The following is a 19713-nucleotide window of genomic DNA, read 5'->3' as shown; positions in this document are numbered from 1 at the left end:
GCCAACAACACACATTGGCTTGGTGATGATTGCTTTCATCTTCGCTCCTTTTGAGGCAATGAATTAATGACATCATTAGTCAATTATTGATTTTTGTTATTTGAAAAATAGATTAGTCAGAATTACCGAGAAAACAGGGCTTTCTAGCTACGTTTCAAGTTCATATTTTACTGAATTTTTGGGGATATTTTTGAATTTTAGACACAATACGACTAGTGCAGTACCGTCATTAAATACGATTTTTTACACTATGTCAACAAAAAAAATCATGATCTTGTATTTTTTTTATTTTTTTACCTAAATATGGTGTTTTAAAAGATATTCTTTATTTTCCTTTAACGCAACATTTATGTTGTATTGAAACATTTTAGATGTTATATTATTATAATGAATAGTCAAGAATTGAAAAGATATCTTATAAAGCATGGTTGCAGTTTTACTTCAGGGAAAGGTGGACATTTGCTTGTAAAGCGCGGTTCTAAAAAGTCCGTTTTACCTATGCATGGTACGCGAAAAGAATTAGGAACAGGATTAGTCCAGAAGATTCTTAAAGATCTTGACCTAAAATAAGCCTGAATATGGAGGTGTAAATGAAATATGCAATCAAATTTATCAAAGATGACAATGATACTCTTCTAGTCGTCTCTAAAGACTTTCAGGAATTTATTACCTATGGTAACGATGAAAAAGAGGCTTTGGAACAGGCTAAAAATGCACTTTTAACAGTCATTATGGGGCGTTTTCAAGATCGTGAACCTATTCCCTTTGGACATCGTGATATTGCCTATCCTTTTGTTGAAGTATCTTCATTGGTGACTTTAAAAATTGCAATACATAACGCTATGATTGAAAAAAACTTACGCAAAGCTGATCTCGTACGTCTTTTAAAACTTCATCCAGTACAAATTGACCGATTGTTGGATTTAAACCACGCAACCAAATTAGATGCCTTAGAATCTACTCTCATTGCTCTTGGAAAAGAGGTTGCCATTAATATCCAAGACGCCGCTTGAAAACTACCGGTTTTGCGTAAAATGTTTATAAAGCGCATTAAGAGCAATGCGCAATGAAAGCACAAGGTGTGGTAGTGATTGATCTTCTATGACAAGATACTGTAATGCGGCATGAAGGTTATATTGACGGTGTAAACATTGAGCTTCTTGAACAACATCTTTTACAGCTAAAAGACGTTGTGTTGCCTTCTGTACCCATTTCTCTCTTGCTCCGTTATCAGAAGTTGTAGGCATTTCATCATAAATTGCATTAGGCAATGCTTTTGCACATAGGTAATTGTTTTTCACTTCAAGATATTTTTGCGCAGCATCATATTGGTCTTGATTTATTTCGCCTTGCAAATAAAGCCGCCCGATATAGGTGCCGGAAAGCGGATTTTTAGCCTCTTCTATGGTCAAGTCAAAGCGTTTGGCACGCATTTCAATTGCCAATTTATCCATGGGTTCATGCGGTGTTTTTGCTCGTGAGATACGTCCATTTGGTTCTCTGATACACCCTTTAATCCGAGGACGACCACGTTTTGTACGTTTTTTTCTTTTAGCCATATTTTTTCAATCAGAATGGGACGCTATCGTTAAGAGCTGTTCTATAATCTTGAGCACCTGAAGCGATAGCATAACTTTGAGAAGTAATGGGTGAAGGGGTAGGGGATGCCGATTGAGCTTTCTTTGCATCAAGCAAATACAATTCACCTTTGAATTGTGGTAAGACAATCTCTGTTGTATAACGGTCATGCCCATTTTTATCTTGCCATTTGCGTGTCTGTAATTTTCCTTCTACGTAAACCTTTGAACCTTTGTTGAGATATTGAAGTGCAATTTTTGCCAAATGTGGATTAAAAATCACAACTGAATGCCATTCTGTTTTCTCTACTTTTTGATTGGTCCTTTTATCTGTATAGCTCTCAGAAGTCGCTATACTAAAATTGACTATTTCTGCTCCAGAATTCATTGTTTTGCTTTCGGGATCAGCACCAAGGCGTCCGATTAACGTCACTTTATTTAGCATATTTGTAGCCCCATTAGATTAGCAATTTATACATGAAAAATCTTAGCATAATTTGCATATTTATTCAATTATTTCAGTTAATTAATCACAGTTTTTTAAGTATTACATTATAATATTATTTGACAAATTATTCATCAAAAAACCATGTCACACAAATGGCATGGCTTTCTTATTTCTGCTTTTAACTTATTCAATAAATATCCTTTCATTAAGAGTCTGTATCAAACTTTTTTGTTCGATTTATTGTTGACTATCGAACCTTTTTGTGCGATATTCATTTTATGAAAAAAGGGGGAGGCTAAATGAAACGAGAAGCACTGCTTAGAGAATTACGTAAAGAAGCCAGAAAAAGAGGCATTCATTACAGTGAAGCTCCTGATGCAGGCAAAGGGTCACATTATTTGGTAACTTTTGGAGACAAGACAACCGTTATAAAATCTGGTGAATTGACCCCACTTTACGTGAAAATAATAAAAAAGCAGTTGGGGGTATGAGTTACTCTCTCAACGGCTTTAATTTTTCGTTTCAAAAGCATTTTGATCATGGCGAGGAGACCTAAACATGGAATACACGTATCAAGCAAAACTGGAATCTGATCCAGATGGTGGTTTTATTGTAACCTTTCCAGATGTACCAGAAGCAATAACAGCTGGAGAAAATAGAGCAGAGGCATTAGAGAATGCTGTTGAAGCTTTAGGGTTAGCATTACGGAGCTATCCTATGCGTGGTTTGCCTTTACCAATGCGACAACAGTATAAAGACCTTGTAGAGGTTACGGTAGATGCGTGGAATGCTCTTAAGCTCGCAGTGGTAGAAGCCTTTAATGAAGCGAATATCACAAAAACAGAATTGGCACATCGTTTGGGTAAAAAAGAAACAGAAGCAAGACGCATTCTTGATCCAAATTATCCAACTAAGCTTCAAACACTAGAGCAAGCACTGAGCGTTCTTGGCAAGCAAGTCATTATTACAATCAAAAACGCGGCTTGAAACGTCTTCCCCACCTTGTAAAGATGGGGAAGGGGGATGTTTTTTACTTAAGCAACCTTTTTAATGGGAGGCTCCAAATTTTGTTCATAAGTTCGCAACAAAGAATCCATACGATGTGGAAGTTCTGAAGCTCCAAAATCTGTCAAAATTGCCAAGATTTTTGTAATATTGGGCACGTCATCTTGAAGCTTTAAAACCAGAGCATCTACGACCGATTCCATAACCTCAACTATAGCATTGCAGTCCTCATCTCCAATACCTCGATGATTAGAAAGCTTAAACAACGACAGCCACAAATCGCATAAGAAGTCGACACTGCTATTCATTGCACACCCCCAAAGATTTGTTCTCTCAAACATGCCAATCCTCTAGATGTGATTTTTGTTGAAGGCAGCACCTTTTCTGTACCATCTGGTCTTTGAATCGTAATAGCAGGGCAATCCATGAATCCTTTCTTGATCTTGTCCTGATAAGGTAACAGAGGCGCCCCTGGAGCCCGTCGATAGACCCAATCGTTTTGACGCAAGTAATCTGTTAAATCCTTTGGTCGTACCTCTAACATCTTTGCTGCTTCTATCAAACCGAACAAACCATCAGAGCGTTTTAAGCCATCCAAAGCTTCTGCTTTTGGTTTGAGTGTACTCACCTCATTTCTCAAATCTTCTAATTGATTGATACTCTCTAAAAGGAGTTGCTTAATCGTAAGAGGATTTTCCAAAGCATTGGCAAGATTTATTTGTGGTGTCACTACTTGTTTTTCCAATTCTTGCCAGCGGTCAATGATTTTTGCACGTAATGTAGTGTTATAACCAGAAACAAGAATTAAACATTCACGCTTGGGGAGGTTATAGCAGTTTTGAGGCTTTCCCTGCTTGTCTAAATAGGTGCCCCCAAATTTGGGGAGACCTCCTTCAGTGTATAATTCTTCAAGTATTTTCTTAATATCACGCATGACATGGTCATGTCTTTTACCACACAACTCAGCAATTTCACGACTCGACATAGTCTGAGTGGTAGCACTATTAGCAACACTTTCTGTAATTTTTATAAGAGTGTTCATTATGAACTCCTTGGTAATAGACGTTTGTTAATGACACTCAATAAAGAGTGCCGGGCGCTAACAAACACGGTACCAAGTCCGTCGTTACGCTTTTCCCGTAAGGGTATTGTATAGCGTAACCACACCCGACGAGATCATTATATGCGTGTAACATACAATGAGTCAAAGCCTTTAATGTGCGGAAAATAAACTATCTCGGTAGCTCGTCCGCTTGGTATTTAAGGTGTTCGTTAGGCACCTGATTCGATTATTCATATTGCTGTAATAATGTCAAGCTACTTCTGATAATTTTTTGATCTCTTTATTGATCTCGTCTATAAGAGGTTCGTAATTGAGAACGCTTTTCGGAATACCACCACCGTAAACCCATGCTTTCACTTGCGCTTTGGTACTAAAATCCGCATTTTCTGGTGTGGTATAATACTGGCCGCCATCAAACTTTTCACACTCTCTTGTGCCATCTTCATATTCGTAGAGGTTGTAAAAATACTCCTCTACCCCATCCCCCCAAGGAACATAACCAACAGCTGTTGCAACAAACTCTTTTTGCATGGGTTGTTTACGGTTTTTTAAGAATAAATGTTTAAAAATGAACATGCTTTAATCCTAATTTTACCAATTGGTCTATTTGCCTCAAATTTGACCGTACAGAGCGTTTTGTATTACAGACGTGGTTTTCATCGTAAAATCTTTAAATCGCTTTGTATGGTACCTTTTTGTCGATTTAAATGCATGCCTAATCGTAAAATGATCAGCACTTTTCACTACTTTGCTGTGGACCAAAGCGTTTCATTATCCCACCAATGCCATTTAAAGTTTCTTCAAGCTCTTGCTTGTGAACAAGCGTAAGGGGGCTTGAATGCTCTTTCTCTGCTTGTTCTTTCAACTCCTTTTCACGGAATCTCAAAACAGCATTGCGTACAAAATTGGCTTTTCTCAAAAGACTGTTTTCTAAATCTCGACACAACCTGACAAGTTCTCGTGTGCTCGGAAAAAACGTATCGGATAAACAATTTATTTCATCACATAAAATCCGTTTGACCACTGTCATCAGTGACCATGCAGAGACATTTTCCAAAACCATTCCATAGGTCAACGCCATTCCCTCATGGTCTGATTGTTGTGCTATTTTCAAACCACACGACAGCATGCGAATAGCTTTTGCTATATCCTCTTTACCTGCTTTCACTGCGAAGAGCTCTTGCAATTGATCACCAGCCTCTAAAGCAATCGACTCCTGCTGTTTCGTTAATTGGCTGCCATCCTTCAAAACAAACGGACCGCTCGGAGGTATCATCGCATGAATGTGTTTCAAAATACCCTCGATTTCCGATATCAAGGAGACTGTCTGCGATACGCTCCCCAATGCTTTTTTGCTTTTGAGTGTAATTTCCATTGTTTCCACCATTGTTGTTCGTGTTTTTCGTTTTTTCTAAACCCTCGATAGCCTTTCGCACCCAGTTTCTCCATGTTGCTTGCCAATCGATTTTGGTTGCATTTGCTCCGGCTTTTGAACGCCAATAATCTCGAAACTTTGCAATTTCGACTTTGACGCGCTCTGGCGGCAAGCCCTCTGCAATGGCAAAATCGTAATCGGGTTCAAAATCCGTAGGCAATCGACAACCGCGATTAGCTTTCGCTCGTTTTGCTTTCTTAGGAACGTTTTCTTGCTCGTGAATGGGAGGTTGGTTGTCTGATGAGGTTGTGATTTGCTCTGATGTGGTTTCAACAGCAGCAACCTCTGTTGGCTCGTCAACCAAATCGTTTGTTTCTAAACTTTCAGAACCAATTTCTTTTTTTGCTAATACGATAGTATTAGTTTTTTTATTATATATGTTATTGTTTATGTTAATGTGTTTCATCATGATGTCATCATGACCTCGTGATGACATCATCATGACATCATCATGGTCTTTTGATGAGTCATCTTTATGTTTTTTTCTCTTAGTATTCGCAGCTTTTATAGCTTTTTCTGAAAGTTTATTTAAATTCTCATTGCAATTTTTTAATTCTTCTTCAACATCGAGATTCCATAAACGACCATCTGCTAAACGAATAATATATCCTTCTTCTAGCAAAACATTCAAAGCTGTCTCAAATTTCTTTACTGAATAACCAGTGTAATGAGACAAAACTTTAATGTTACAAAAAAGAGGTTCACCAGTACGAAGCATGCGAAACCGCAATCTCATATAGATATTACCTTCTACAGGAGGTAAATAATCGACAACTACTGCCCACCTATCTGCAAAAAGCCTCGTCCACGGTAATTTACTGGACATATATACCCCCTTCTTTCATTAAATATAAAATTGCTAAAGCATCTGCTTCGTTGTCGTCTTTAGGCGTATGTCCTTTTGCACATACCGCCTTAATCATTTCTTCTTTTGAGGCGTTACCTTTTCCTGTTGTTGCCTTCTTAATTGTGCCAACAGGAATGCCTTCATATGGTATCTGATGATGTTCACACCACGCTGTTAAGGTTGCTAGAAAGCCCCCATAAATATGAGAAGCGTCTGTACCCACATGCCGGCGCACCTCTTCAAAATACACCGCGTCAATTTCATCAACAGATCTCTTTAGTTCAGTAAGCCACCGTTTAAAGCGTAAATAACGCATGCCACCGCCTTCAAAACGGCGTGATTGAAAATCTTCTGTATCGCTTGTTATGTGACCATCCGCACCGCATATCGCCCAGCCTGTCTTGGTCCCTAGATCAAGACATAAAATGGTTTGTGCGTTAGTGATCATAATCCCCCCCTTAAGGCTCTACCTATTTATATGTTTGCTATGACAGAGCGTTTAGTCATAAATTAAAAAAAATGAACTTACTCAATTCAAAAATACACTGCATGCCTCATCTCGTTACATTTAATGTTTGGACCGATTGTGTTTTTCAAAAATTTTTTGAGAGTTTTCTTTGAAATATTTTGTGTCGCCATGCATCTTTATGGACAATTCTGGTCCTAAAGAATTTTTGGCTATTAAATGGTTGTTTTCATCAAAAGAAAAATTCCAATCAGAATTATTAAAAACGATTGTACAGCCTTCTGGAAAACCTATTTCCTGTATTAAATCTTTCAAAATATAAAAAGTATAATATGATTTTTGCAAAACATTTACATAGCTTTGCTCTTTTTTACGATATAAATAAAAAACTTTACGATAGGCCCACAAACAAAAAACCGTAATTACATTGGTCGTAAAAAGTATAATAATTGCCGCTAAACCATAATCCATCTTTACTTTCTTTCTTCTTTAAGAGTGTGAATGATGCTGTTGATGTTCGTTATTATCTGTAGGGGCAGCAATATGAGAAGATATTACTGTTTGTGATGCATTTGCTGTACTAATTTTCTCCACCAGATGAAGCGTATCTTTTCTTCGTTTTGTCATTGGACGAACAACTCTATGGGATTTACTCCCATAATTATGTAGGAACCAATCTAGTGTAACCCAAGATAGACCCTTGGCTTTAGACAACTGAATAATTATATTCCAGTATTTTGGAGAAATACTATTGCGATCACGCATTTTACGCGCAGCCTCATAGCTACAACCAATTTCTTTTGCAAATTGGCGTATAGATCCCCAAGATTCAATCAAACTTTTGACATAAAAATCATTAACCATGACACAAATAGTACATTACGTACAATTTTAAATCAAGATAAAATCGTACACAATGAATTAAAAAAATAGTGGATAATGTACAAATGACTTATTTGCCAAAAGATAGACTTAAAATAGCGCGTAAGAATGCTGGATACGCAACACCAAGCGAAGCTGCGCGCGCTATACCAGCTCTTAATCAAAATACCCTAATTAGTCACGAAAATGGAAATCGTGGTATTTCGCGCCAAATAGCCGAGCTCTATGGACAAGTATTTAATGTAGATCCGGGGTGGATTTTGTATGGCGAGTCTCCTCAAGAAAATCCTAACCTCAATATAAGTATTCCTGTCGTTTCATGGATTAGCGCTGGAGAATTAAGCGAGCAAGATGGGATAATGGATTTTTCAGATTATCCTATGACAGAGGCTGTTAATCTTCCTGCCGGTGAATGGATTGCTTTACGTGTAGATGGGGCATCTATGAATAAAATTAGCCCTCCAGATTCTATAATATTTGTAAATATGCGAGACAAAAAACTTGTGCCTAATGCCTGCTATGTAATTGCAGATGAATCTGGACAAGCGACATATAAACGATACAGACCTAATGATGATCCTCCTTTTCAGCCCGCTTCATACGACAAAACAATAAAGGCTCCAAAACTTGAAGGCGCTATCTCTATAATAGGTCGTGTACGGCGCACTATTCTTGATATGTAAACACAATACGATTCTCTGTTCACGTTATCGATTAGATTGCCATCAACAGATTGAAGCAAGTTTGCTTGATTTTTATCAGTAAACAGCAAAATTTTGATTCTCTAAATTGTGCCGTGATTCGTCTTTTTTTATTTTTTTTTAAAAAATAGTACATTATGTACTTGACTATCTTTAGTGCATAATGTACTAATATATCCATAAACCACGCACAAACAATCGCCAAGAGGCGTTAGGGAGGAAAAATTATGGATAAGCCAATTCTTATAAATTCTGATGAAATCTTATTAGTTGTCTATGATGATGATCAAAACATTGGTCGGTCGGGACCACTGGATGAAAGCCAAGTTCTAAAAATTATTGACGAGGCAGATGATGCAATCCAAATCTTTCGCATCAATCCTTCTGAGAATAATTGTGAAGATATCTCTGAAGAAATTGCAGAAGCATATGTAAAAGAAAATATCGAACATCTCCACGAGGAGAGTAAAGTTCATGACTTTGTACTCGAAAGTGATGCTTACCAAGAACTTTTAGACGAGATCGCAGACGAAAAATATAATGATGAGATTTACGGTACTTATGAACAACAACACCGTTTGCGTCCTTGTGATGTGCTTTAAAATCTAAGGGCGTTTTAAAGACGCCCCTTTCAATCCCACCAATATGAGGTCTGTAATGGAAAAGCTTCTTGCTACTCAATACAATATTATTCAGCATCAAAAGGTTCAAACTATTAGCGCTCGTGATTTATATACCTTTTTAGAGGTAAAAACCGAGTTTAGAAAGTGGATAACAAACTGTATTAAAGAACTTAGCTTTAGAGAAGATGTCGACTTTGTACTTTCTACTAAAGAATTATCAAACTCCTCACGTGGAAATCCTTTTAAAGATTATGCTCTCACTTTAGACACAGCAAAACACATTGCCATTTGTGAACCTGGTCTCAAAGGTAAACAAGTGCGTGAATATTTTCTGAAATGCGAAAAAAAAGCAAATTCAAAAATCGATTATTCAAATCCTGAAACATTAGAAGATTTCTTAAGACATCTAAGACAGCAAATTAAGCAGAATGACAATGTTGTCACAGCGAACGGAGTGAAGCATGCGTAATTTTATTACAACATCTGAAAGCAATTTTCAAAACACAACAATTCCAACCATGTCTAGTCGTGAAATTGCAGAATTGTGTAGTAAACAACATAAACACGTTATGCGTGATATTAAGCAAATGCTTGAAGAGTTGCACTCTAAAAGTACTGAGCCCAAATTTGGGCTGAGTGAATTTGTAGGTTTTTACAAAGATTCAACTGGTCGCACTCTCCCTTGTTACAACCTTCCTAAACGTGAATGCCTCATTTTAGTTTCGGGTTACAGCATGACATTACGCGCTAGGATTATAGACCGTTGGCAAGAATTGGAAAAGCAAGCAGTAACACCACAAATCGACTATTCAAGTCCAAAGGCTATGATTGGCTTTTTGAATTACCTACAAGGTCAAATAGATCAAAAAGACACCATCATTGAAGATTTAACACCAAAAGCCATGGCTCTTGAAAGCTTACAGCGCCATGATGGACTCTTTGGTCTTACAGAAGCCGCTAAAATACTTGAGATGCAACCAAAACAATTCATTCAATTCTTACAGAAAAAAGGTTGGGTTTACAGACGAGCAGCAGGTGGAAATTTGCTTCCTTATCAAGACAAAATCCAAAAGAAACTTATGGATTGTCCAACCATCACACTTCAAACCGCAAGTGGAATAGAAAAAGTCATTCCTTGCGCAAAAGTCACAGCAAAAGGAATTGGTGTGCTGTCTCAAGAGCTTAAAAGACAAAGCATGCATTAAGAGCAACAATTATGGAAAAGAAATACGAACGACTAATCTTATAGTATCTCTATAAACCGTTTCTAACCACACAAACAACTTTTTAAAACAAGCGTGATTCACGCCACGGGGGAATTGCGCTCAAATAGGAGGAAATCAAGATGAGGGAACAAAACACTAACCTAACAGAAATTGAAGAACCACATCATTTAGCCGTAGAACAAACTGCTATGGAACGCATTTTAAATAAAGCCTTAGGAAATGACGTCGATATGGACCGTCTCGAGCGTCTCATTGCCTTACGAGAAAAAGAAATAGAACGACAAAACTACGAAAGATTTGCCAGTGATCTTTCGAATATGCAAATAGAATATCAAAAAATACAAAAAAACTCTACAAACACCCATACAAACAGCCAATATGCAACCCTTGACCAGTACATTGATGCTGTAAAAAATACTCTTGCAAAACACCGATTTGCTTTGTTTTCTCGTATCAAAGAACAGAGTTCAGACAATATAATTATAGAAATGACTTTGACGCATCCGTCTGGAAATAAAATCTCAACAGAAGGAAAGTTTCCTTATGACACGAAAGGATGCAAGTCAAATATACAATCGGTTGGTTCTGCAATCACATACGCACGCAGATATCTGTTAGGTATGCTTCTTAATGTCGTGAGTGAAGATGATGATACGGATGGGAACACACCTATTAAAAAGGCTTTTCCACAACAGATCAATGAAATCAGAAGACTCATCGTACAAACCCAAGCAGAAGAAGAAAAAATACTTGCTTATGTCGACGTCAAAAAGCTTGACGATATGTCTGAAGGACAAGCACAAACGGTATTGCATCTTTTGAAAAAGAAACAAAACAAGCAAAAGGTAGAAACAGATTCTACTATACAAGATGCCGATATAGCAACGCCACAAGAGCAACAAACGGCGGTGTGAGATGAAACAAAGAACAGCAGAATGGTTTCAAGCGCGCTTGGGTAAAGTCACTGCTTCAAACGTTTACAACGTACTCAGTAAGACAGCAAAAGGTTTGCCTACAAGTAAATATGAAGACTACAAAATCAAACTCATGACAGAACGCTTAATAGAGGGAATAAGCCAATCTTATACAACAGCGGCTATGCAATGGGGCATTGAACATGAAGAGAATGCCTTGAGAGAATATGAATTCATTTATGACACAGAAGTCACAAGATGCGGGTTTATCCCACACCCAAAAATGAAAATGGCGGGTGCAAGTCCTGATGGGTTCATTGGAGAGGACGGTTTAATTGAAGTCAAATGTCCACAATCAACAACTCATCTTCGTTTTTTTATGTATGACGAAATCAAGCCTGAATATCACGCACAAATGCAATTCCAAATGGCTTGTACAGGACGAAAGTGGTGTGATTTCATGAGCTATAATCCAAACTTTGTAGGCAGATCTACTGGTTTGAGAATGAAAATCAAACGCATCAACCGTGATGAGCAATACATTGAAGAGATTAATAAAGCGGTCGAAATCTTTTTAGGGGAAATAGAACAAGAGATGCAAAAGATTTTGGCAAAAGCTGCTTAAACCTATGGGGGTGCTCTCTCCTCCCAGCACCCCCACCCATTTACTAACAACTTTTAAGTAATGCATGATTCACGCTACGGGTGGATTGTGCGCAAATCAAGGAAATAAACCATGGAAAAGAAATATGAACTTACTGATGAAACAACTGAGGTTGATGGCAAAACTTTCCACCGCATTCGTGCCTTACGAGACTTTGGTGGTATTAAAGCAGACGACCTAGGCGGTCTTATAGAGCATGAAGGCAACTTATCCCATGAGGGCAATTGTTGGATTTGGTATAAGGCTTGTGTTTTTGGAGATGCACGTGTTTATGGCAATGCACTTGTTTTCGATGAAGCAAAAGTTTCCGATAATGCACATGTTTACGAGAGCGCACACGTTTTCGATGAAGCGCGCGTTTACGGTCGTGCAGAAATTTATGGAGAAGCAAAAGTTTACGGTGATGCAGAAGTTTACGGTCGTGCAGAGGTTTACGATTGTGCCCGCGTTTTCGATAAAGCACGTGTTTACGGTAAGGCAGAGGTTTACAGTTGTGCACGCGTTTACGATGAAGCAAAAGTTTCCGATAATGCACATGTTTATGGTTATGCATACGTTTCCGATAAGGCAGAAGTTTATGGCAATGCAAAAATTAAAGACGGACATGTAGGCGATAGTGCAAGGATTTATGGTGATGCTAAAATTTATGATCATGCAGAAGTTTACGGTAATGCATGCGTTTCCCATAATGCAGAGGTTTATGGTTATGCCAAGGTTTTTGGTGATGCCTTGGTTTTTGGCAATGCACATGTTCATGGGCGTGCAAAAGTTTACAATGATGCACGCGTTTACGATGAAGCACGTGTTTATGATAAGGCAGAAATTTACGGAGAAGCAAAAGTTTACGGTGATGCAGAAGTTTATCGTAGCGCACACGTTGATGACTATAACGCCATATCAACTGGAGAAAAGACCAGATGAAAAAATATGAACTGACAGATGAAACAATCGAAGTTGGGCGCAAAACGCTCCGCCGCATTCGTGCATTGAGAGATTTGGGGGACGTCAAGAAAGGTGATCTTGGCGGCTATATCGAGAAAGAAGACAATCTAAGTCATGATGGCAATTGCTGGATTGGGGGTTATGCCAAGGTTTATGATGATGCTAAGGTTTACGAAAATGCACAAGTTTATGGTTATGCCGAGGTTTACGGCAATTCTCGTATTTATGGCAAAGCAGAAGTTTTCGATGAACCATGCATTTACGGTCATGCAGAAGTTTACGGTGATGCATATATTTGCGGTGAACCGCACGTTTTTGATAATGCAGAAGTTTATGGTCGTGCTGTTGTTTACGGTAACGCCAAGGTTTACGACAATTCTCGTATTTATGGAAGTGCACAAGTTTACGGTGATGCGCATGTTTACGGTCATGCAAAAATTTACGGTGAAGCATGTGTATGTTGGGACGACTGGATTAATGACAATAGAAGAATCTCAACTGGAGAACAAACCAGATGAGAAAATACGAACTTACTGATGAAACAATTAATGTTGATGGATTTACGCTTCACCGAATTAGAGCATTAAGAGATTTTGGTGGCGTCAAGAAAGGTAACCTTGGGGGCTTTATAGAGAATGAGGACAACCTAAGTCATAAAGCCGACTGTTGGGTTAGTAATGAAGCTATGGTTTATTGTGGTGCCGAAGTTTACGACAGCGCTAAAGTGTTTGGTAACGCGAAAGTTGCTTATTTTGCACGCGTTTATGGCAATGCACAAGTTTATGATAACGGAAAAGTATATGGGGGGGATATTTTTGGGGACGCACAAATTTACAAATATGCAATTATTGATGGTAATCCAAGAATTTATGGCGACGCACAAATTTATGCCGATTACAAAATTGTTTACAAGGAAAAGACAGAAAACTTAACAGGGGACGACGTCCCTTTCTAACCACACAAACAACTTTTAAACACAAGCGTGATTCACGCCACGGGGGAATTACATCTAAAATGAAGGGGAATAAACATGCCACACCGCCCACCTACTATCACGCAACCAGCTATTGCTCGTGCTTTAAGAGAAGCTAAAAAACAAGGATGTGAACTCATAGAAATCAAACCTACAGGGGAATTATTAATTCATATCAATAAAACCATAACACCAACAACGACAGATAATACTTATAGCATTGACGATTTTCCACCACTTGAAAATGAACAAGAAGACTACGAGACCAGCAAAAGTTGCCCCTCTGTCGACGGTATAAAGTTTTAGCCATGCCAAAACGCCGTCCACCGCATCTTGTTCGTGAACGTACACGCCATGGTAAAGTTATATGGTATGTACGTATTGGTCATGGACCACGGTTTCGGATTGAAGGAACCTATGGAACGCAAGAGTTTGTTGACAATTATACGCTGGCTATTAAACAAGCGCAAAATGGCTCCTCCAAAACAAAGAGGCGTACCAGACTCACAGAAGGGTCTTTCGATTGGTTATTGCATCAGTATTTACAAAGCATGCAATGGCATAATCAATCAGAATCCACTAAAAAAGTTAAATATCGAATTCTGAATAATGTTTCTAAACATATCGGTGATCGTGCATATAAAAGCATAAACAAACAACACATTCTTGAAGCCGTAGACAGAAGGCGAGATACCCCCGCCGCGGCAAAACATTTTTTGACCTCTTTAAATGGTCTCTTTAATTGGGCGGTTGATAATGCCCTTTTAAATAGAAATCCTGCCTTTAATATAAAAGCACCAAAATCTTTAAACAGTGAGGGATTACTACCATGGCGAGAAGAGGACATAGACAAATATTATCACCGTTGGTCACATGGTACACATGAACGCGTCTGGATTGATGTTCTTCTTTATACAGGCTTGCGTCGTGGTGATGCCGTTCGTATCGGCTGGAAAGACGTCAAAGATAATATCATTTATCTCAAAACAGAAAAGAGCCAATTTAAAACAGATGTTTTTCTTCCTATTTTACCAGAACTAGAGGAAACCCTTAAAATTGGTCCTATAGGTAATGAAACATTCATTTGTGGTAAAGGTGGAAATAAGCTTGTCAAAGAAAGTTTTGGCAACCTCTTTCGTGAAGCATGTAATGCAGCAGGTATTAAAAAATCAGCGCACGGATTGCGAAAATTAGCAGCAACACGTGCAGCCAATGCTGGTGCTACGGTTTCACAAATGAAAGCGCTTTTTGGCTGGACAGAAGATAAAATGGCATCCCTTTATACCAAAACAGCTGATAGAAAACGCCTTGCAATAGAAGCAATCAAAAAGCTACAAAAAGGTTCGGGATAGACATAAAATAAGTTAAAAGAATCAAAGGAATCAAAACTCCCGAACTTTTATATAACTTATTGATTTTATATAAATATAACGCTCCCTCTCTCTCCGCCATTAACCTAAAACGAACTTTCATATGCCTTATATGGCATAGCCTCAAAAGCCCAGCATTTGCGGGCTTTTTCGCTATTTGCAATTGACTTCCTCTCTATAAAAACACCCCGTTTTTCTCTAATTTTTCTCCTATATATGCCCCTTTCCTGAAAAACACCGTACTTGGAAAAACGAAGTACGGAGCTTTTAGTCATGGGAAATCAAGGGTTTGGCAATTGACCAGTTCGCAGCAGTCTATGCCTAGCATTGTCAACCAGTGAGCTGACGCAGGACATTATCATCTGCGCGAATGATGAAGCGGGCTTTATAGCACTCCTCTTTACGCGACCATCGAAGCGGGTTTTCAGAAAGGCCGAAGGTCTGTTTGAGTTTGTTTGCTAATTCCTGCTTCTGCTTTTTTAGCTTATCATTTGCATCGCTATCCTGCCACGAGAGGCTTCCCCCGGTTTTTGCAAGAACCAATAGGAGTGTCCACTGGTTCGTTCTTTTTCCAGATCTCTGATCTTTCATCTTCAGATGCTCAGGTTCCAGACGTTTCTGAGTTTGTCCGCATGTCACTGACAACATCTCTGTTGCGGTAAATTCGAACACAAACTGCTCCCATGTTGCGCCTGCTGGTGTCGGGAATTGGTACTCAGATCCCGGTTTAGCTGATTTCGGCAACACCGTTTCCAACCAATTGGAGATGATGGTTTGAGCGCTGTCTCTCGCCGTGACCTTGCCTGCAGCATCAACGACGAGCACATCATTTATGCCGATGAGCTTGGATTTATGCCTGATGCTTGCGTCAGAGCTGGCAGTGCTGATAAGACTGCTGGTGGAGGCAATTAACAGAAACGTCTGATCAGCCATGCAAAGCTGATTGACAATTTTATCCAACTGCGAGGATGTCTGGCCCAAAAAGCAATAGACAGGAAAGCTATGCTCGGCTTGCGGATTGAGCACACCAAATTTCCAAAGAGCCGTTTGGCCCGTGATCTTTTCATTTTCCTCAGTAAAACCAATGGCCTCAGCAATTTTGGTCGCCAGCTTTTTATGATCTATGCGATACAGCGCCAGTTCTGATTTTTTGAGCGTGCGTCGGTCGCACTGCTTGGTATCTGATGTGCAGATGCCAACAATATCGCTAGACCCATGTTGCACGACATTCATGTAGCACCCAGCTCGGCCATTACAGGGAATGGCAGATGCCTGCTCATTGGTGATGGCAAGCAATTCTTCTGGAAAGTCTAGCCATTCAGCTTTTACACCCTTGCCACCAGAAAGCTCTGTGAGTTTACGCCATGGCGGCGATTGATACGGCGTCATGACTCTCCTGATGTGCTACGGGTTGTTTGCTGTCTTCTTCCTCTTTCTGCTCATTTACAAAGCCACGTTTCCGCAGCCATGTTTCAATCAGGTGAGAATCTTCCTTGCGATCAAAGTTGGCCATATTCGGTGTTCGCACCTTGACCATGCGTGGACGTTTGGCATTTTCAAATTTCACCGAAAAACTGGCTGAGACTAGTCTGCCAAAGTTCGGGAATTCACGATCTCTTGAGGCTAAGGACGCAAACACATCATTTGAGCGTAGCGTCTGCTTGTCATTATACGGTCCAAGAAACTGGTGCTGGATTTCTACCAGCTTTATATCTTCCAGTCCATCAATATCGGCACAAGCCAAAGCATCAACGCCGTTATCGATCAGTGGCTGCAATGTATATTTTTCTGCGCCGGGGAAATATTCAGCCTGACCGAAGAGATGTTGGCTGAACAAATCTAAATACATGGTGCGCTCTTTCTTGGCACCGGACTTATTAAAGACGGCTAGTTCATTATTGGCACGATCATAGACAATCACGTCATGAAACTCTGGGCGGTAAAAAATGGTCTTGGATTGTCCAGATTCAATCTTGCCCTCACGCTTAAACGGCATGCCATGACGGATCAGGAAGTATGTCTTGTCTTCGTCCTCTGCGCTGACAGGCAAAATTCGACAGTCAGTGCCGCGTTTATTTTTCAAAAACCAAGCGTCCATATCAGCTTCCAGCGTTCGCATGGTTTCTGATTTTGGAAGAGTAAACGTATCAGGGGACTTTTGATCAGACTGGAAATACATGAATGATTTTGGCTTGAGGATCATCGCCTCTGCGTGAGGACGCTTTAAAAGCTCGGGATCGTGCAGCCATAATGCTAAGGCCAAATCAGCTGCTGTTGAATCTTCATGCGTGTCAATATTATTGGCTTCAGCCTGTTCACTCAACTCTTCAAAATGTTCACCATCGGACATTTCTTGAATGAAAAACAAGGCTTCAACGAATTCAATGTCCATATCCTCTGATGGATTCATCAGAACTTGGCAGAGCGTTTCAAAATCCAGCTCATTATCTTCATTCAGTTCAAAGCTGAACCCGCGTCTGGTCAGGTAGCTTTCATACCGTTTAAGAAAAGTAATCAGATTATCTTGTTCGATGTGTTTCAAAACATCAGGTTGGGCAAAACGTCGTAAATTATAGGTGCTCATGTAGTTATCTTCCTTGGGGTTCGTCTAGGAGGGCCTCGGTGTCAATACCCGAGCAGACGTGTAAGACCTTCCCAATTATTTTAAGTTCATCCTGTTGTCCTATGATGATGGGTTTTCGTTTCTGATTTTCAGGGCGCAGCTCAATATGCTCCCCTTCAATACTCAGCCGCTTTACAGTGGCCTCTTCGCCAACCATGGCCACCACAATATCGCTGTTTTCAGCAATAGATTGCTGGCGCACAACAACGTAATCTCCCTCGAAAATATCAGCATCGATCATGCTGTCGCCGTGCACTTTGAGCGCAAAGCACTTCCCGCGTAGAACATTATTCGGCACCATGACCTGACCAATCTTGTTTTCAAGAGCAAGAATCGGTTGGCCAGCCGCAACCATCCCCAAAACAGGAACAGCCGTCAGGTTGGTCTTATCCGGTGTTTGTGCATGGAGGATTTCGATGGACCGCGCTTTTCGCGCCTGTCTGCGAATATAGCCTTTATCTTCCAGTCGCTTGAGCCCTTCAAACACACTGGGTGCTTTCACCCCCAATTCCACAGCAAGCTCTTGTACCGTGGGCGACATCTCCATGGCACGTTTCAGGCGCTCAATGGCCTGTAATAAACTCTGTTGTGCTTGTGTTAATCTATCCATCTTACACTCAGTTATGGTTAAGCCCTTGCTCGCCTCTTGTGAGCAAAATGCGTTTCCAGAAGACTTCTCTTTCCAGTATTTTTTCATCGGGGGGGGGGTGCTAAGCCGCTGCTCAAGCAACGCAAAACGGAAATGAGAACGGCAGTAATCAATTCCCGCTTTGTTTATCATATCATGAATGCCTTTGTTTTCCCCATGACCCGTTTCAATGTAACACTTCCATCGTGACCATATGCCTTGATCACCATAAGCAGAGCCGATGTAGCGTTTTCCCGTATGCGTATCGGTAATCGGGTAAATACCCTTAACGCATTCTAGTGCTGTTTTCCAATCTGGCCTGTCATTCTTGATCAAGACTTCGAGCTCTTCAAATGATAAGTCTATTTTATCGTATCCGCAGAATGCTCTACCGGAATATGGCTCACGCAAAATCTCTTGCACTTCAAACTTATGGTAATGTGGCTCCATATTGGTCCTAGTCGTGCGGTTGCGATAAGATGATCGGATTTTCAGACGCCCAATAAACTCTTTGCCCAAATCAGTAAGCTCAACCTCATAGCGGTCTGCATGTTTCTCCAATACTCTGAACACACCACCGAACAGCCAGATGTCGGTTTCGTAGTGAAATTGCATGAGTGAGAAAATAAGCGGCCTGTTAAAATCATTGCGGCCCGGCCAGTATTCCTGCCAGCCTTGCCATTCTTCTTTGCTTCTTCCCCATACCTCTAGCGGCTGCGAGTGCTGGTTGTATCTCGCAAAGTGAATTTTATAGTCGGCCAAATTTTCAATCGGCCATATATCTTTGAGCAAAATTGACATTTTCAAACTTCAACTATATTTTAATTAACAACCTAATATAAATTAGGCTTATGATTTTCACAAGCCTAATTTGATTCAATGCACAGCATTGACTGAACCGACAGTTTTCAAGTCATTTCAGTAAGTAACTCCTTGAACGACGCAATAATTCTCAAGGAGGTTCGCCATGTCTTCACTTTCTCCAAACCTAATAAATGAACGAGATCGCCGCAATGAGGTAGCACATTTGCTGACACTTGGCATCCTGCGTCGCAAGATACGCCTGAACCGTCAGTTCGAGCCAACACATCCCTCTAATTCATTGGACTTCAGGGTTTTTCCAAGCATTCATGTCCATGACGAAGAACCAAAAAACCAAGGAGTTCCTGATGAGTCATGAAAACAAAGAGCTCACCGAACGAGAGCGATTACAAATCAAGCTGGGCCAACTTCCTGCCGGACTTGTGTCCGATGCAGATCGGCAAAAGGAAGTCGCCCATATTGTCGACTTGGGCTGGCAACGCCTCCGCTTGAAGTAAAAGAAAA

At 40.0% G+C, this 19713-nt stretch carries 30 protein-coding genes; 17 read left to right on the top strand and 13 right to left on the bottom strand.

The window, feature by feature from the left end:
- Window positions 1-387: 387 nt before the first annotated feature.
- On the top strand, window positions 388-570 hold the full coding sequence (locus tag ACFINW_RS07375; protein ID WP_006589116.1) for a type II toxin-antitoxin system HicA family toxin: 183 nt from the start codon (window positions 388-390) through the stop codon (window positions 568-570).
- 20 nt (window positions 571-590) lie between these two features.
- Window positions 591-1013: a type II toxin-antitoxin system HicB family antitoxin gene (locus ACFINW_RS07370; protein ID WP_375624121.1), complete on the top strand. Its 423-nt coding sequence runs from the start codon at window positions 591-593 to the stop codon at window positions 1011-1013.
- A 3-nt stretch (window positions 1014-1016) separates the two neighbouring features.
- Here the strand turns inward: ACFINW_RS07370 and ACFINW_RS07365 are convergent, their stop codons facing one another.
- Both ACFINW_RS07365 and ssb read right to left on the bottom strand, forming a co-directional pair.
- Entirely contained in the window at window positions 1017-1559 is a 543-nt protein-coding gene (locus tag ACFINW_RS07365; RefSeq protein ID WP_375640823.1) for a hypothetical protein, read from the bottom strand.
- A 10-nt stretch (window positions 1560-1569) separates the two neighbouring features.
- Complete coding sequence (ssb, locus tag ACFINW_RS07360; protein ID WP_375640822.1) at window positions 1570-2022, bottom strand: single-stranded DNA-binding protein; 453 nt, start codon at window positions 2020-2022, stop codon at window positions 1570-1572.
- 302 nt (window positions 2023-2324) lie between these two features.
- On the opposite strand from ssb, the gene ACFINW_RS07355 reads away from it, so the two are divergent.
- Together ACFINW_RS07355 and ACFINW_RS07350 are read left to right on the top strand one after the other, a co-directional pair.
- The gene (locus tag ACFINW_RS07355) at window positions 2325-2516 is read left to right on the top strand and encodes a hypothetical protein (protein ID WP_004859817.1); all 192 of its coding nucleotides are present in this window, start codon (window positions 2325-2327) and stop codon (window positions 2514-2516) included.
- Between the two features lie 67 nt (window positions 2517-2583).
- Window positions 2584-3012 (top strand): type II toxin-antitoxin system HicB family antitoxin, encoded by a 429-nt coding sequence (locus tag ACFINW_RS07350; protein WP_375674018.1) that lies wholly within the window; start codon window positions 2584-2586, stop codon window positions 3010-3012.
- A 47-nt stretch (window positions 3013-3059) separates the two neighbouring features.
- Here the strand turns inward: ACFINW_RS07350 and ACFINW_RS07345 are convergent, their stop codons facing one another.
- From ACFINW_RS07345 to ACFINW_RS07310, 8 genes are all read right to left on the bottom strand, one after another.
- On the bottom strand, window positions 3060-3338 hold the full coding sequence (locus ACFINW_RS07345) for a hypothetical protein (protein WP_375624254.1): 279 nt from the start codon (window positions 3336-3338) through the stop codon (window positions 3060-3062).
- Window positions 3335-4072: a phage antirepressor KilAC domain-containing protein gene (locus ACFINW_RS07340; RefSeq protein ID WP_375613909.1), complete on the bottom strand. Its 738-nt coding sequence runs from the start codon at window positions 4070-4072 to the stop codon at window positions 3335-3337. The genes ACFINW_RS07345 and ACFINW_RS07340 overlap by 4 nt, the downstream gene beginning before the upstream one ends.
- Before the next feature lie 270 nt (window positions 4073-4342).
- Window positions 4343-4669 (bottom strand): hypothetical protein, encoded by a 327-nt coding sequence (locus tag ACFINW_RS07335; protein ID WP_375674016.1) that lies wholly within the window; start codon window positions 4667-4669, stop codon window positions 4343-4345.
- 154 nt (window positions 4670-4823) lie between these two features.
- Window positions 4824-5342, bottom strand: a complete 519-nt coding sequence (locus tag ACFINW_RS07330; RefSeq protein WP_375674014.1) for a hypothetical protein — start codon at window positions 5340-5342, stop codon at window positions 4824-4826.
- A complete protein-coding gene (locus ACFINW_RS07325) occupies window positions 5284-6354 on the bottom strand; it encodes a hypothetical protein (RefSeq protein ID WP_375674012.1) in 1071 nt (356 codons plus the stop codon). Before ACFINW_RS07325 ends, ACFINW_RS07330 begins: the two co-directional genes overlap by 59 nt.
- Window positions 6344-6823, bottom strand: a complete 480-nt coding sequence (locus ACFINW_RS07320) for a crossover junction endodeoxyribonuclease RuvC (RefSeq protein WP_375647682.1) — start codon at window positions 6821-6823, stop codon at window positions 6344-6346. Before ACFINW_RS07320 ends, ACFINW_RS07325 begins: the two co-directional genes overlap by 11 nt.
- 120 nt (window positions 6824-6943) lie before the next feature.
- Window positions 6944-7312, bottom strand: a complete 369-nt coding sequence (locus tag ACFINW_RS07315) for a hypothetical protein (protein WP_375613947.1) — start codon at window positions 7310-7312, stop codon at window positions 6944-6946.
- 18 nt (window positions 7313-7330) lie between these two features.
- On the bottom strand, window positions 7331-7705 hold the full coding sequence (locus ACFINW_RS07310) for a hypothetical protein (RefSeq protein WP_375613948.1): 375 nt from the start codon (window positions 7703-7705) through the stop codon (window positions 7331-7333).
- 83 nt (window positions 7706-7788) lie between these two features.
- On the opposite strand from ACFINW_RS07310, the gene ACFINW_RS07305 reads away from it, so the two are divergent.
- The 11 genes from ACFINW_RS07305 (at window position 7789) to ACFINW_RS07255 (ending at window position 15118) form a co-directional block, all read left to right on the top strand.
- Entirely contained in the window at window positions 7789-8406 is a 618-nt protein-coding gene (locus tag ACFINW_RS07305; protein WP_012754749.1) for a S24 family peptidase, read from the top strand.
- 245 nt (window positions 8407-8651) lie between these two features.
- Window positions 8652-9026, top strand: coding sequence for a hypothetical protein (locus ACFINW_RS07300; RefSeq protein ID WP_375621129.1), 375 nt, complete (start codon window positions 8652-8654; stop codon window positions 9024-9026).
- Window positions 9027-9081: 55 nt separating this feature from the next.
- Window positions 9082-9516 carry an antA/AntB antirepressor family protein gene (locus tag ACFINW_RS07295; protein WP_375627578.1) on the top strand — a complete coding sequence of 145 codons (435 nt, stop codon included), beginning with the start codon at window positions 9082-9084 and terminating at the stop codon, window positions 9514-9516.
- The gene (locus ACFINW_RS07290; RefSeq protein ID WP_375647396.1) at window positions 9509-10252 is read left to right on the top strand and encodes a Rha family transcriptional regulator; all 744 of its coding nucleotides are present in this window, start codon (window positions 9509-9511) and stop codon (window positions 10250-10252) included. Before ACFINW_RS07295 ends, ACFINW_RS07290 begins: the two co-directional genes overlap by 8 nt.
- Before the next feature lie 140 nt (window positions 10253-10392).
- Window positions 10393-11187: an ERF family protein gene (locus ACFINW_RS07285; protein WP_375636639.1), complete on the top strand. Its 795-nt coding sequence runs from the start codon at window positions 10393-10395 to the stop codon at window positions 11185-11187.
- Window position 11188: 1 nt separating this feature from the next.
- On the top strand, window positions 11189-11812 hold the full coding sequence (locus ACFINW_RS07280) for a lambda exonuclease family protein (protein WP_375674010.1): 624 nt from the start codon (window positions 11189-11191) through the stop codon (window positions 11810-11812).
- Window positions 11813-11923: 111 nt separating this feature from the next.
- Entirely contained in the window at window positions 11924-12772 is an 849-nt protein-coding gene (locus ACFINW_RS07275) for a hypothetical protein (protein WP_375674008.1), read from the top strand.
- Window positions 12769-13311 carry a hypothetical protein gene (locus ACFINW_RS07270; RefSeq protein WP_375674007.1) on the top strand — a complete coding sequence of 181 codons (543 nt, stop codon included), beginning with the start codon at window positions 12769-12771 and terminating at the stop codon, window positions 13309-13311. Before ACFINW_RS07275 ends, ACFINW_RS07270 begins: the two co-directional genes overlap by 4 nt.
- The gene (locus ACFINW_RS07265) at window positions 13308-13748 is read left to right on the top strand and encodes a hypothetical protein (RefSeq protein WP_375674005.1); all 441 of its coding nucleotides are present in this window, start codon (window positions 13308-13310) and stop codon (window positions 13746-13748) included. The genes ACFINW_RS07270 and ACFINW_RS07265 overlap by 4 nt, the downstream gene beginning before the upstream one ends.
- A gap of 75 nt (window positions 13749-13823) precedes the next feature.
- Window positions 13824-14072, top strand: a complete 249-nt coding sequence (locus ACFINW_RS07260) for a hypothetical protein (protein WP_015857131.1) — start codon at window positions 13824-13826, stop codon at window positions 14070-14072.
- A 2-nt stretch (window positions 14073-14074) separates the two neighbouring features.
- Window positions 14075-15118, top strand: a complete 1044-nt coding sequence (locus tag ACFINW_RS07255; protein WP_375674004.1) for a tyrosine-type recombinase/integrase — start codon at window positions 14075-14077, stop codon at window positions 15116-15118.
- 348 nt (window positions 15119-15466) lie between these two features.
- Here the strand turns inward: ACFINW_RS07255 and ACFINW_RS07250 are convergent, their stop codons facing one another.
- The 3 genes from ACFINW_RS07250 to lexA are packed head-to-tail and all read right to left on the bottom strand — an operon-like array spanning window position 15467 to window position 19188.
- Window positions 15467-16525 (bottom strand): hypothetical protein, encoded by a 1059-nt coding sequence (locus tag ACFINW_RS07250; protein WP_375639683.1) that lies wholly within the window; start codon window positions 16523-16525, stop codon window positions 15467-15469.
- Window positions 16494-17720, bottom strand: a complete 1227-nt coding sequence (locus ACFINW_RS07245; RefSeq protein ID WP_375639678.1) for a hypothetical protein — start codon at window positions 17718-17720, stop codon at window positions 16494-16496. The genes ACFINW_RS07250 and ACFINW_RS07245 overlap by 32 nt, the downstream gene beginning before the upstream one ends.
- 4 nt (window positions 17721-17724) lie before the next feature.
- Window positions 17725-19188, bottom strand: a complete 1464-nt coding sequence (lexA, locus tag ACFINW_RS07240) for a transcriptional repressor LexA (RefSeq protein WP_375639673.1) — start codon at window positions 19186-19188, stop codon at window positions 17725-17727.
- 166 nt (window positions 19189-19354) lie between these two features.
- Between lexA and ACFINW_RS07235 the strand changes: the two genes are divergently transcribed.
- A complete protein-coding gene (locus tag ACFINW_RS07235) occupies window positions 19355-19567 on the top strand; it encodes a hypothetical protein (protein ID WP_375639669.1) in 213 nt (70 codons plus the stop codon).
- Window positions 19557-19706 carry a hypothetical protein gene (locus tag ACFINW_RS07230; protein WP_375639664.1) on the top strand — a complete coding sequence of 50 codons (150 nt, stop codon included), beginning with the start codon at window positions 19557-19559 and terminating at the stop codon, window positions 19704-19706. Before ACFINW_RS07235 ends, ACFINW_RS07230 begins: the two co-directional genes overlap by 11 nt.
- Window positions 19707-19713: the final 7 nt, after the last annotated feature.

The organism is Bartonella sp. AA18HLJMS, from assembly GCF_042197245.1.
In the GTDB taxonomy this organism is placed as follows: domain Bacteria; phylum Pseudomonadota; class Alphaproteobacteria; order Rhizobiales; family Rhizobiaceae; genus Bartonella.
Note: the sequence above shows the minus strand (reverse complement) of the source record. Positions and strands in the feature narration are given on the sequence as shown.